Source organism: Streptomyces sp. NPDC026673 (genome assembly GCF_040638135.1).
Taxonomy (GTDB): Bacteria; Actinomycetota; Actinomycetes; order Streptomycetales; family Streptomycetaceae; genus Actinacidiphila.
This window is the reverse complement of record NZ_JBEZXR010000015.1, coordinates 25,523-38,082: the sequence shown is the minus strand read 5'-3', so window position 1 is coordinate 38,082 and position 12,560 is coordinate 25,523. Positions and strand designations below refer to the sequence as shown.

General features: G+C 73.1%; 13 protein-coding genes. 4 read left to right on the top strand and 9 right to left on the bottom strand.

Translation table 11 applies throughout. The features are described 5' to 3' along the window. Positions 1-32 precede the first annotated feature (32 nt). From AB0F62_RS13680 to AB0F62_RS13665, 4 genes are all read right to left on the bottom strand, one after another. On the bottom strand, positions 33-506 hold the full coding sequence (locus AB0F62_RS13680) for a hypothetical protein (RefSeq protein WP_361796780.1): 474 nt from the start codon (positions 504-506) through the stop codon (positions 33-35). Beyond that, entirely contained in the window at positions 490-996 is a 507-nt protein-coding gene (locus AB0F62_RS13675; RefSeq protein ID WP_361796777.1) for an RNA polymerase sigma factor, read from the bottom strand. The genes AB0F62_RS13680 and AB0F62_RS13675 overlap by 17 nt, the downstream gene beginning before the upstream one ends. An 87-nt stretch (positions 997-1,083) precedes the next feature. Beyond that, positions 1,084-1,716 carry a class F sortase gene (locus tag AB0F62_RS13670; protein ID WP_361796774.1) on the bottom strand — a complete coding sequence of 211 codons (633 nt, stop codon included), beginning with the start codon at positions 1,714-1,716 and terminating at the stop codon, positions 1,084-1,086. Continuing rightward, complete coding sequence (locus AB0F62_RS13665; RefSeq protein ID WP_361796772.1) at positions 1,713-2,042, bottom strand: LPXTG cell wall anchor domain-containing protein; 330 nt, start codon at positions 2,040-2,042, stop codon at positions 1,713-1,715. The genes AB0F62_RS13670 and AB0F62_RS13665 overlap by 4 nt, the downstream gene beginning before the upstream one ends. Positions 2,043-2,329: 287 nt before the next feature. Between AB0F62_RS13665 and AB0F62_RS13660 the strand changes: the two genes are divergently transcribed. Together AB0F62_RS13660 and rsgA are read left to right on the top strand one after the other, a co-directional pair. Next, positions 2,330-3,394: a hypothetical protein gene (locus tag AB0F62_RS13660; RefSeq protein ID WP_361796769.1), complete on the top strand. Its 1,065-nt coding sequence runs from the start codon at positions 2,330-2,332 to the stop codon at positions 3,392-3,394. A gap of 232 nt (positions 3,395-3,626) precedes the next feature. Next, entirely contained in the window at positions 3,627-4,748 is a 1,122-nt protein-coding gene (gene rsgA / locus AB0F62_RS13655) for a ribosome small subunit-dependent GTPase A (RefSeq protein ID WP_361796766.1), read from the top strand. 42 nt (positions 4,749-4,790) lie between these two features. Here rsgA and AB0F62_RS13650 read toward each other — a convergent pair whose 3' ends face one another. The 5 genes from AB0F62_RS13650 to AB0F62_RS13630 all read right to left on the bottom strand — a co-directional run bounded on the left by AB0F62_RS13650 (position 4,791) and on the right by AB0F62_RS13630 (position 10,473). Beyond that, the gene (locus AB0F62_RS13650; protein WP_361796763.1) at positions 4,791-4,919 is read right to left on the bottom strand and encodes a hypothetical protein; all 129 of its coding nucleotides are present in this window, start codon (positions 4,917-4,919) and stop codon (positions 4,791-4,793) included. A gap of 141 nt (positions 4,920-5,060) precedes the next feature. Beyond that, on the bottom strand, positions 5,061-6,470 hold the full coding sequence (locus tag AB0F62_RS13645; protein WP_361796760.1) for a GH1 family beta-glucosidase: 1,410 nt from the start codon (positions 6,468-6,470) through the stop codon (positions 5,061-5,063). 724 nt (positions 6,471-7,194) lie between these two features. Beyond that, complete coding sequence (locus AB0F62_RS13640) at positions 7,195-8,043, bottom strand: carbohydrate ABC transporter permease (RefSeq protein WP_361797014.1); 849 nt, start codon at positions 8,041-8,043, stop codon at positions 7,195-7,197. A 53-nt stretch (positions 8,044-8,096) separates the two neighbouring features. Further along, positions 8,097-9,044, bottom strand: coding sequence for a sugar ABC transporter permease (locus AB0F62_RS13635; RefSeq protein WP_361796757.1), 948 nt, complete (start codon positions 9,042-9,044; stop codon positions 8,097-8,099). A gap of 124 nt (positions 9,045-9,168) precedes the next feature. Next, on the bottom strand, positions 9,169-10,473 hold the full coding sequence (locus AB0F62_RS13630) for an extracellular solute-binding protein (protein WP_361796754.1): 1,305 nt from the start codon (positions 10,471-10,473) through the stop codon (positions 9,169-9,171). A 472-nt stretch (positions 10,474-10,945) separates the two neighbouring features. Between AB0F62_RS13630 and AB0F62_RS13625 the strand changes: the two genes are divergently transcribed. Both AB0F62_RS13625 and AB0F62_RS13620 read left to right on the top strand, forming a co-directional pair. Continuing rightward, positions 10,946-12,025 (top strand): MarR family transcriptional regulator, encoded by a 1,080-nt coding sequence (locus AB0F62_RS13625; RefSeq protein ID WP_361796751.1) that lies wholly within the window; start codon positions 10,946-10,948, stop codon positions 12,023-12,025. A 60-nt stretch (positions 12,026-12,085) separates the two neighbouring features. Next, positions 12,086-12,520, top strand: a complete 435-nt coding sequence (locus tag AB0F62_RS13620; protein ID WP_361796748.1) for a roadblock/LC7 domain-containing protein — start codon at positions 12,086-12,088, stop codon at positions 12,518-12,520. Positions 12,521-12,560: the final 40 nt, after the last annotated feature.

Below are 12,560 nucleotides of genomic sequence, written 5' to 3'. Positions count from 1 at the left end.
GGAATCGGACACGGGCGCTGCGCGCCCCCGGGTCAGCCGCGGGGACTGGGGGTCGCCTCCGCCGTGACACCGCGGAGCGGCGTGGCCGGGAGGGAGCGCGACTGCCGGGCGGAGGAGGCCGAGCGGCGCGGGTCGGGGACGGGGGGCGGGGAGCCGGTGCGGGGGTTCTGCTGGTGCGTCCGGGTGGGTTCCGGTGTGGGGGACTCGGTCGGCGCGGGCGAGGTCGGGTGGGCCGCCGGGGGGACGGAGATCGCGGGCACCGCCGGTCCGACCGCCGGGGGCTGTCCCGGGGTCGACAGCAGTTGCAGCGGCACGGCGACGATCGCCGCCACGGCCAGGGACACCCCGGCTCCCGCGGCGGTCCGCAGCAGCTTGCGCCGTGCCGCCGCGCGGCGGACCTCCCGGAACCGGCCGGGCGGCGGTCCGAGGAGGATCGGGGCGGGCTGCAGCAGTGCGTCCAGGGCCGGGTCGCGCTTTTCGTCCGGGCCCTCAATGGGTGTGATCAAGGCTTCTCCTCAGTCCGGCTCGCAAGCGTTCCCTGGCCGCGTGGAGATCGGCCTTCACGGTTCCTTCCTTCCGGCCCGTCACAGCGGCCACCTCACGGACCGGCATGTCGGCGTAGTAGTAGAGCAGGACGGTCACCCGCAGCCGCTCGGGCAGCGACTGCACGAGCATCCGCACCGAGGGGTCGGTCTGCCCGTCACGTCCCTCGCCCTGTCCGTCGACGAGCACTTCCGCGGTGGCGCGCCGCATCGCCCGGCGTTCGCGCTCCAGCTTCCGCCAGTGGTCGCGCACGAGGTTGGCGGTCGTGACGTAGAGGAAGCCGCGCGGCTCGTCCACGCTCGTCCAGCGTGCCCACAACCGGGTGAAGGCCTCCGAGGCGATCTCGTGGGCCGTCTCGTCGTCGTCGACCAGCCGCCGGCACCAGCCGGCGAGGCGGGGGTAGAGGGCGGCGAACAGCTCGGACGCCGCTTCGTCCCGGGAAGACCGTTTCAACACTCTCCACATTCCGTCGTTCATCATGCCCGAGGCATGCCGCCGGCCGGCCGGCCCGGGGGGTGCTCCGGGCCGGCCGGCCGCGCCCTAGGGGCGGCCCGCCGAGGTCAGGGAGGCGTACACCACGACGTTGTCGCGGTATCCGCTCCCGTCGGCGGTGCGAGGGCCGCCGCAGGTGATCAGGCGCAGCTCCGGCCGGTCCACGTCGCCGTAGACCCGCTCTGTCGGGAAGTGCGCCTTGGCGACCGTCTGCACGCGGTCCACGGTGAACCGCGCCGACGCGCCGTTCCGCAGCCCGGCCACGATCCGGTCGCCCGGCCGCAGCCGCGCCAGGTCGCGGAACACCCCGTCGCCGTACCGGCCGACGGTGACGTGGGCCAGGAGCACCGACGGGCCGAGCTGGCCCGGCGTGGGGGAGTGGCGGTACCAGCCGGCGGGCGAGTCGCGCGCCACCGGCGGGACCTCCACCGTGCCGTCCGGGGCCAGCCCCAGCTCCATGACCGGCGTGTCGACCCCGATGGCCGGGATCCGCAGCCGAACCGGGACCGAGCGGGCGAGCGGCGCCGGCGGAGACGGCCGGGTCCGGGCCGCCGCGGGCGGAGCGGTGACGACGGACGGCGCGGCGACGGGCCCGTCGCCGGAACCGCTCGCGCACCCGCCCGCCCAGGGCAGTGCCGCCAGGACCGCCGCGACCGCGGCCCACCGTGCCCGCGGGGTCATCCGGCGGTGCTGCGCCTGCGTCGCGTCACCACGAACGTGCCGCCGGCCAGGAGCAGCAGGCCTCCCGCGGCAGCCGCCATCACCGTGCCGTCGGGACCGTTCGCGTCGGCCGGGGACTGCACACCGGTGTCGGGCGCACCCGCCGGCACGGTGCGCACCTGGCGTGAGGTCGGCACCGGGGACGGCGCCTGGCTCGCGCTCCGGGTGGGCGCGGCGCTGGGGGCCTGCGAGGGCTGGGCGCTCGGTCCGTCGGCGAACGCGGGCGCCGTCCCCGCCAGCACCGCGGCGCACGCGACGGCCGCGGCGGTGAGAACTCTCCTGCGCATGTATCGCTCTCCTTCGTCACCCCGTCCTGCTCCCGGGTGGGGCAGGACGGGTGGGGCAACTGATCGCGCGAAGAGACGAGGCGGCGCGGGACCGGGTTGTAAAGAACAGGCAAAGCCGCGTCGGAGGGGCCTTCGGTGAACGGCGGGCGACGCGGCGGCGACCTGCCGGAGCCGTCACGCGGCCGGGCGTCACGGTTGGGCAACACCCGGCTCGCGGCCGCAGCCGCGCACCCCCTCGAGCGCATCATGAGAGCCGGGCGCGGACGCGCAAAAAGGGGGCGTGAGCAGTGGAGTTCACAGTCGAGCGGACACTGGTGAGACGGGGCCGGCGGTGGGTGACCGGAGGTCTGGTCGCCCTGGCGGGCGCCCTGGTCTGGCTGATCCTGACCCGGGAGGGCACGGGGCCGGCCCTGGTGGGGTTCCTGGCGATCGCGGCGGTCTACGGCGGGGTGAAGGATCTGCGCAAGGCCCGGCTGCCGTTCCGGCTGCGGATCGACGCGTTCGGCATCACGCTCCATGACGCGGAACTCGCCTGGGAGCAGATCGAGGCGGTCTCCCTCTGGCACGTCCCGAACACCGGTGAGGACAGCGAGACCACCACGCCGCCCAAGCCCCGGCTCACGCTCCGGACGGCCCCCGGCGTCACGTTCCCCCGCAAGCCCGACCGCAGGTGGGACACCCCGTCGCGCTACACGCTCGTCGACTGCGCGGACCTCGACCAGAGCGTCTCCGTGCTGACGGCCGCCCTCGCCGAACACGGCGGCGCCGCCTTCGAGACCGCGCCGCGAGCCGTGCGTCCGCCGATCCCCGTGACCGTTTCGGGGCCCGAACTCGTCGTGCCCGGCGGGGAGCGGTACTTCGTCGACGGCCGGCGGGCCGGCACCCGGACCCTGGTCTGGGCGGCGCTCGCCCTCGTCTTCACCTACTCGTTCTGGGAACTCGTCCACGGCCGCATCGTCGGCCCCGAGCCCTTCGCCGCCCTCGGTCCGCTCGGCGCGATCGGCTGCTGGACCCTCGCGATCCGCTCGTACGGGCGCTGGCGCAAGCCGCTGCGGCTGCGCGTCGGCCCCGCCGGCATCGGCATGCGCGACGTCGCCGAGGAGGAGGCGTTCTTCTCCTGGCAGGACCTCGCGGCCGTCTCGGTCGGCCGCCCGCCGACCGAGACCGACCCCCGGCCCTGGCTGGTGGTGTGGCCGCTGCCGGGCACCCGTCCGCAGGCCAACCCCAGCTATATCGTCGACGGTCACAAGGCCTTCGCCCTGGTGCGTCTCGACCGGCTGCCCGGCGGCGTGGACGCGGTCGTCCCGGTGATCCGGGCGTACGCGGGGGAGCGCTACACCGAGACGGCCTGAGACGGCCGCGGAAAACCAGTTGCGGGGTCTCCCGGCGCACCGGCTAAAGTGTCGCCGTCAGACCGCGAGCAAACCGGGAGGTGTTGGAACGATGACTGCCGTCGAGCTGGGCGCTGCCCGCATTCAGAAGATCATCAACCCCACCTCAGCGGTCGCCGGCTGACCCCGCCCGTCGCGAAGCAACCGACGGCACAGCCGCGCGCGACCGCCCTCCCGAAGGGCTCCCTCCCCGTTGAACAACGGATCCGTCCCGCAGCCGTCCACCGCGCTCACCGCCTACGGCTGGGACTCCGCACTCGACTCCGACTTCGCCGTCCACGCGGAGCGGGGACTCACACCCGGCCGCATCGTCCGCGTCGACCGCGGGCTGTGCGACGTCGTCCTCCCCGACGGCTCCGGCGGCCTGATGACCGTACGCGCCGACACCGAGGACGTCTTCACCCGCGACCCCATGGGGATCGCCTGCACCGGCGACTGGGCCGCCGTCGACGAGACCACGGACACGGGTCCCGCCGTACGCGCCCTGCTCCCGCGCCGCACCACCTTCGTCCGCTCCACCTCGTCCAAGCGGTCCGAGGGCCAGGTCCTGGCGGCCAACGTCGACCACGCGGTCATCGCCGTGTCGATCGCCGCCGAACTCGACCTCGGGCGGCTCGAACGCTTTGTCTCCCTGGCCTGGACGAGCGGCGCGCAGCCGCTGGTCGTCCTCACCAAGGCCGACCTGGTGGAGGACCCCGCCCATCTGCTGGACGACGCCCGCGGCGCGGCGCCCGGCGTGGAGGTCCTGGTCGTCAGCGCCGCCACCGGCGAGGGCGTCCCGGAGGTGGCGGAGGCGCTGACCGGCAGCACATCCGCGCTGCTCGGGCAGTCGGGCGCGGGCAAGTCGACGCTCACCAACGCCCTGCTGGGCCGCGAGGTCCAGGAGGTGCAGACCATCCGCGACAGCGACGGCAAGGGACGGCACACCACGACCACCCGCGACCTGTTGCCGCTGCCCGGCGGCGGGGTGATCATCGACACCCCGGGGCTGCGCGGGGTCGGTCTGTGGGACGCCGACGCCGGTCTCACCCAGACGTTCTCCGACATCGAGGCGCTGGCCGGCGAGTGCCGCTTCCACGACTGCTCGCACACCTCCGAGCCCGGCTGCGCGGTCCTCGCCGCCCTGGAGGACGGCGCCCTGACCCACCGCCGGCTGGACAGCTACCGCAAGCTGCTCCGCGAGAACGCGTGGATCGCCTCCCGTACCGACGCCCGGCTCCGCTCGGAGATGCGCCGCGAGTGGAAGCTGCGCTCCGCCGCGGGACGGGAGATGTACGAACGCAAGCGCGGCGGCGGGCACCGCAAGGTGTACTGACCGGTTCCGGCCCGGCTCCCCGGCGGGGAGCCGGGCCGGCGGTCATCCGGCGCCGTCGTGGCGCTGCTCGCGGCGCAAGGACAGCGGACTGCCCTCGTGCCAGAACGTGTAGACGACGCTGCCGAGGCCGAGTGCGACGATGACGACGCCGAGGACGATCGAGTAGACCATGGCTTCTCCATCCCGTTCGCGGCGCGTTTTACCGCACCTTCACCTTCGATGTCTGTCCGTGACCTTCCCGTGGCCGAACCGTCTCACACGCCGGGCGGTCCAACTCACAGACTGCGGGCCCGAGTTGTCCGCATGTGCCGCTCATTTCGGTGGCAGGCCGCCCCGGGCGACGACCCCGGCGTACCAGCGGGCGCTGTCCTTCGGCGTGCGGCGCTGGCTCGCGAAGTCCACGTGCACCATGCCGAACCGCTTGCCGTAGCCATAGGCCCACTCGAAGTTGTCCAGCAGCGACCACAGGAAGTAGCCCCGCACATCGGCGCCGTCCGCGATCGCCCGGTGCACCGCGTCCAGGTGCGAACGCAGATAGGCGATCCGCTCCGGGTCGTGGACCTCGCCCTCAGGGTCGGCGTAGTCGTCGTACGCGGCGCCGTTCTCGGTGATCAGCACGGGCGTGTCCGGCAGTTCGTCCCGCAGCCGGGCCAGCAGCTCGTACAGGCCCTCGGCGTCCACCGGCCAGTCCATCGCGGTCCGCGGCCCCGGCGCCGGCACGAAGCGCACATGCTCCAGCGCCCCCGGCCACGGGGACGGCCCGGCATGGGCGCCGGCGGCCACCACCGTCGGGGCGTAGTAGTTGAGACCCAGCAGGTCGACCGGACGGGAGATCGCCGCCAGGTCGCCGTCCTCGACGAAGGACCAGTCCGTCAGCGCCGCCGTGTCCCGCCGCAGATCCTCGGGGTAGCGGCCGTGGAACAGCGGATCCAGCCAGATCCGGTTGGCCAGTGCGTCGACCCGGCGCGCGGCGTCGGCGTCCGCGGCACTCGCCGTGTGCGGCCGCACCGCGGCGAGGTTGAGCGTCAGCGACACCTCCGCCCGCACCGGCAGCCGCTCGCGCAGCACGCCGACGGCGAGCCCGTGCCCCAGGTTCAGATGGTGCGCCGCCCGCAGCGCCGCCTCCGGCTCCGTCCGCCCCGGCGCGTGCACCCCCTCGGCGTACCCCAGGAAGGCCGAGCACCAGGGTTCGTTCAGCGTCGTCCACAACGGCACCCGGTCTCCGAGCGCGTCCGCCACGAGGCCCGCGTACTCCGCGAACCGCTCCGCGGTGGCCCGCACGGGCCAGCCGCCGGCGTCCTCCAGCTCCTGGGGGAGATCCCAGTGGTACAGCGTCAGCACGGGACGGATGCGGTGGTCCAGCAGCTCGTCGACCAGGGCGCGGTAGAAGTCCAGCCCCTTCTGCACGGCCGGGCCCCGGCCCGTCGGCTGCACGCGCGGCCACGACACGGAGAAGCGGTAGTCCGTCAGGCCCAGCTCCGCCATCAGCGCGACGTCCTCGCGCATGCGGTGGTAGTGGTCGGCGGCGATGTCCCCGGTGTCCCCGTTGCGCACCTTGCCGGGCGTCCGGCTGAACGTGTCCCAGATCGAGGGCGTCCGCCCGTCCTCGTCGGCGGCGCCCTCGATCTGGTAGGCGGCGGTGGCGGCGCCCCACCGGAACCCTTCGGGGAAGGCCGGTGTCGTGTGCGGGGTGTTGGTGGGGTGGGGGGCGGTCGTGGTCACGGGGTCTCCTCGTGTGCGGTTCGGTGGTGCGCGGTGTCTGTGTGCGGCGCCGTTTGTGGTTGCGGTGGGTTTTTCCCCGCCCGCCCTCCCGATTGCCCGGCGCGGTCAGGTGCCGCCTCGCGCGTGTGTGGGTGGGCCGGGTGCGGGGCCTCCGGGGCTGGGCATTCTGGACGCATATTTACGTGCGTGGCGGGCGGTCCATGTTGGTGCCGTCTGTGCCGCACACAAATACGCCCAGTGTCCAGAACGCCCACCCCTCCGACCCCGCCCCCTCCCTCTCGTAGCGCGCCTGATCCCCGGAGGGGGGTCAAAGGGCGGTCCGGGGTCGCCCCGGTTGCCTAGCCGACCCCCACCGGTAGCTGGGGGATGCAGGGGGTGAGGAAGCGGTTCGGGGTCGCCGCAGGTGCCTTGCTGACCCCCCACTGGTCGTCGTGCGCCTATACGACCGGAGGGGGTGTGGCGGGGTGCTCCCCCCGGCCGAAGGCTGGGGGAGACGAGCGGCGAACCCGGCGCCGCATGATGTCGGCGTAAACCGCGAGCGCTGGTGGGGGTACCCCCGGCCGGAGGCTGGGGGAGTGCGCCGGCGCGGCACCGACCCCAGGCACATGGTGCGCGGCCCGCACCGACCGCGCCGGGCAATCGGGTGGGAGGGTGGGGGAGAAACCGCAACCGCCACCACAAACGGCGCCGCACACGAACACCGGCCACACACAAGGGCACCGCCCTACCCCTTCACCGCGCCCTGCATGATCCCGCCCACGATCTGCCGCCCCAGCACGCCGAAGACCAAGAGCACCGGCACCGTCCCCAGCAGCGTGCCCGCCATGATCACGGACTGGTCGTGGACGTACCCCCCACCCAGCTGCCGCAAGGCGACCTGCACCGTGGGCTCCTGCGACGTGAGCGCGATGATCGGCCAGAAGAAGTCGTTCCACGAGGCCATGAACGTCAGCATCCCCAGCACCGCCATCCCCGGCCGGGCGATGGGCACGACGATGCTCCGGAAGATCCGCGCCGTCGAGGCGCCGTCGACGCGCCCCGCCTCGATCAACTCGTCCGGCAGCGACTGCGCGAGGTACTGCCGCATGAAGAAGACCCCGAACGCCGAGACGAGCCCCGGGAGGATCACGGCCTGCAGCTGGTTCACCCAGTGCAGTTCGGCGATGAGCATGAACAGCGGGATCACGCCGAGCTGCGGCGGGATCATCATCGTCCCCACCGTCAGCGAGAGCAGCGCGTTGCGGCCGCGGAAGCGCAGCTTCGCGAAGGCGAACCCGGCGAGCGTGGAGCAGAGCACGGTCCCGACCGTCACCGACCCCGACACGATCAGCGAGTTGAGCAGCGCCTTGCCGATGTCGGCCTGTTCCAGCACCTGCCGGAAGTTGTGCATGAGGTTGCCGCCGGGCATCAGCGACGGCGGGGTCGCGGCCAGTTCGGCGTTGGACCGGGTCGCGGCGACGATCGTCCAGTAGAAGGGGAAGGCGGAGACCAGGGCCGCGAGGATCAGGATCGCGTAGGCCAGGCGGCCACCGTGGTGCTGCCGGCCGGCGCGGGACCGCCGCGGTCGCGGCAGGGTGCGCGGGGCACTCGCCTCCCGTTCGGACCCGGGCCGTGTGAGAAGCGCGCTCACCGGCGTGCCCCCTTCCGTGAACGCCGCCGCGCGAGCGCGGTGTTGGCCAGTACGAGCAGAACGATGAGGACGAACATCACCCATGCGATGGCGGCGGCGCGCCCCAGATGGAAGTAGCCCCAGCCCTGCTCGTACATGTAGAGCCCGAGGGTCTGGTACTGGTGCGAGATCCCGCCCGAGATGCTGCCCTCGAACAGCAGCGGTTCGCCGAACAGCTGGGTGGCGCCGATCGTGGAGACCACGATCGTGAACAGGATCGTGGGCCGCAGTCCGGGCAGCGTGACGTGCAGGAACTGCCTCCATCGTGAGGCGCCGTCCAGCTCCGCCGCCTCGTACAGCTCCTCGGGGATGGTCTGCATGCCCGCGAGGTAGATCAGCGCGTTGTAGCCGGTCCAGCGCCAGGTCACGATGGCCGACACCGCGATCTGAGAGGCGACGGTGCCGGACTGCCAGTCGACCGGCCCGATCCCCGCCAGCCCCAGCAGCCAGTTGATCAGCCCGAAGTCACGGCCGAAGAGCTGGGCGAAGACCAGGGTCGCGGCGGCCACGGACGTGGCGTACGGCAGGAGCATCGTGACCCGGAAGAGGGTCCGGCCGCGCAGTCTGTAGTTGAGCAGGTGGGCGAGGCCGAGCGCCATGAGCAGCTGCGGCACGGTGGAGAGGACGCCGATGGTGAAGGTGTTGCGCAGCGCGGTCCAGAAGAAGCCGTCGCCGAGGAGCGCGGTGTAGTTGTCCAGGCCCCGCCATTCCATGTCGCCGGGGGTCTGGAGCTCGACGCGGTAGAGGGAGACGTACGCGGTGTAGAGCAGCGGGAAGAGCCCGAACGCGGCGAAGAGGGCGAAGAACGGCGCGATGTAGGCGTACGGCGACAGCCGGGCGAGCAGGCGCGGCGGGGGCGCCGAGGGCCGGGCGGAGGGGGCCGGCGCGGTGGCGGTCAGGGTCATGGGGGCGGGGCCTTCGGGTCGGGCCGGGGTGACGCGCGGTCACCCCGGGGCGTCGGAGGCGGTCGGGCGCGGAGGTCCGGGGGAAGCGGCCCTCCGCGCCCGACGCGGGCGGGGGCGGGGACCGTCAGCCGACGGCGTTCTCGACGCCCTTCCGGGCGTGGCTCCACGCCGTCGCGGAGTCCGTGCCCTTGCGCTCGACCTCGCCGAGCGCGTTGGTGATCTGCTGGTTCACGTCACCGTCGTGCACGCCGAGGACCTGGACCGGCGAGGCCTCGGCCGCGGCGCCGAAGATCTGCCCGATGGGCGCGTTGCTGAAGTACGGGTCCGTGACGTCCTTGACGGACTCGATCGCCCCGACGTTGGAGGGGAAACTGCCCTGCTTCTTGAAGAGCTTGGCCTGCTGCTCGGCGGCCGTGAGCCACTTGACCAGGGCGAAGGCCTCCTTGGCGTGCGCGGAGCCCTTGGGGACGGCCAGGTAGGACCCGCCCCAGTTGCCCGCGGCGCCGCCGGGGAGGGGGGCGACGTCCCACTTGCCCTCGCCGGCGTCCCCGGCCTGGCCCTTGATGTAGCCCAGCATCCAGGCGGGGCAGCCGATGGTGGCGAAGGAGCCGCTGCTGAAGGCCTGGTTCCAGGCGGGCGTCCACTGGGCGAGCTTGGCGCTCAGCCCGTCCCGGGCGGCCTTCACCGAGAGGTCCCACGCCGTCTTGACCGCCGGGTTGCCGTCGTAGATCAGTTTGCCCGAGGCGTCGTAGTAGCGCTCCTTCTCCTGGCCGACGATCACGGAGTAGAGGCTGCCGACGCTGTCCATCCAGGCGCTCTTGGCCCCCGCCTTGGTCTTGTACTGTCTGCCGAGCTCCAGGTACCCCTCCCAGGTGGACCACTTCTGCGCCAGTTCGGCCCGGTCGGTGGGGAGGCCGGCCTTCTTGAACAGGTCGGTGCGGAAGCAGATCGCCTCGGGCCCGACGTCGGTGCCGAGCCCCAGGGTCCGGCCGTCCGAGGTGGTGGCGGCGGCCCACTTGGCGGCGGAGAAGTCGTCCTTCAGGTCCTTGGCGCCCAGGGCGTTCAGGTCCTCGAACCTGTCGGCCTGCTGCTGGGTGACCGACGCGATGCGGCCCACCTCGATGCCCTGGACGTCGGCGAGTCCGCCACCGCCCGCGAGCCGGGTCTGCAGGGCCTTCCAGTAGTCGGCCTCGTTCTCGGTGCTGGTCTGCTTGATGGTGACGCCCGGGTGGAGCTTCTCGTAGTCGTCGTACAGACCGGCTTCCTTGTAGCCGAAGGTGCCGAACAGGTCGACGGTGATCGTGACCTTGCCGTCCTTCTCCGCGGACGTGCCGGTCGAGCCGGATCCGCAGGCTGCGAGGAGCGCCCCGGCGAGTGCGGCCGCCCCGAGTCGGAGGGTGGCGCGTCTGGCGGCTCGGGCAATGGGCATGGAAGCCTCCCATGGCTTCGGGACGGGTGAGAGGACCCTCGGACGCGGCTTTTGAGAGCGCTCTCAAGCGATGCCCAGGAGATTGCCGCCGCATCCGGTGATTCGTCAAGAGTCGAACGCGTAACGGTCGATGGGGCGTCCGGGCCACGCCGCGGGTCCATGTCCTGACGGCACGGCCCCCGCGCCGTGACCCTCCGCCGCCTTCTCCGGATGACTTCGTCCGTTGTCGCGGAAACGGTCGGGGAGGCACATGAAATCGACATCTGTAGGACTCAAGTATTCGCCCTCGGCCATGTCGTGTGATGACCGGAAGAACGTCTCGGAGGGCTGCTAGAAATTACCCGCCGGCGTGATTGTTCGTGCATGCGTACGGCATTTCCGTGACTCCCGTCCGTATGCCCGTGAACCCGCATGCCCGTAGGCCCGAACAACCGCAGCAAGGGGAGCGATGACCTCGGCACCATCCGGTTCCGTGCCCGCCCGGAATGCCGCTCACGGTCTGCTCGGCCGCGCGCTGTCCAGGTGCCGCGACGAACGGGCCACCGGGGTGCTGCGGGTGCAGGGCAGCCCCGGCGGGGCGTTCCATCTGCTCGGCGGCTCGGTCGTGGCCGTGGAGAGCCCCGGGGCCCCCGGTGTGGGCACGCTGCTGGTGCGTTCCGGACGCATCGACGCCGAGGAGTGGAACGCGGCCCATGACGCGGCCGGCACCGCGCTGTGGCCGGGGGCGGCGATCGCCGGCTGCGGCAGGCTCGGCACGGCCGAGTTCCAGGTGCTGCACATGATGGCCGTTCAGGACGCGGTCTTCGCCGTGCTGGCGGGGCGGATGGACGACTGCGCCTTCGACCCCGCCCCGGCCGGCGCGCCGCGGCCCGTGCTGCCGCCCGGCGTAGGCGCCGGGGTGGAACCGGAGGAACTGCTGGTCGAGGGCGGCCGCCGGATCGCCGCGCTGGCCGCGCTGCCGCACCCGGTCTCCCCCGACCGCGACCGGGTCGCCGCCGTGGGGCCGCCCGCCTGGGCGGACGAGCCCCTGGCCCCGGTGCGCCGGGAGATCCTCGGCTGCGCCAACGGCCGGCGCAGCCCCCGGGACATCGCCTTTCTGATCGGCCGCGGGGTCTACACGATCACCGTGGAGGTCACCCGGATGCGGGCCGAGGGCATGGTCGATACCGTCCCGCCCCCGCCCGCGTACCCGTTGCCGCCCCCGGCACCGCCGCCCGCGGCGGCTCCCGGCCCCGAGCCGCCCACGGCGGTTCCGGTCGGGCCGGCGGAGTCCGTCGCGCCGTACCCGCCCGCCGTTCCCGCGGCCGGCGCCCCGGCTCCGTACCCGTATCCGGCCCCGGATGCGGAACCGTACCCCTACCCGCCCCCACCGCCGCGAGGGCCGGAGGGCGAGCCGGGGGAGGCATCCGCCCCGGGTCCGGCCGGCGAGGGGCTGCCGCGCCGTGAACCGGGTGCCAGCGGTATCCGCGAGGCACTCGACGCCACCCGCCCGCAATCGGGCTGGAAAGGATTTCTCCGGCCGCGAGGGCGGAGCCGTCCCGATTCCCCGTGACCGAAATCCCCGGGGACCCAAGGAACATCGACCGAAGGGAATTCAAGGAGGTGCACGTGCATGAATCATGACGCCCTGGTCGCCGAGATGCGCACATTGCGGGACCGGGTGGTCGGAGTCACCGACACGGCCGTGGCGGCCGTCGACGGCCTGCTGATCGCGGCCGACACCGAGGACGCCATCGACCCCAACGGGCTCGCCGCGCTGGCCGCCGCCAGCCTCGGGCTCGCCGGGAGGATCGCCGCGGCCGCCCTGCGCGGCCCGCTCCGCCGGACCGTGACCTGCAGCAGCGGCGGCTACACCGCCGTGTACGCGGTGGGCGAGACCGCGCTCCTCGTCGTCGTCGGGGACGAGGGCGTGAACGTCCCCCAACTCCACGTGGAGGCGCGGTCGGCCGTCGAGCGCATCGGCGCGATCCTGCTCGAACCCGATCCCGAGCCGGCGGCCGCGCGCGTGCCGGAACCCGCACACGATCCCGAGGGAGTTCTCGGATGACGACCGAAGACCCTGAAGCGACCGTAGGAGGAGCGCTGTG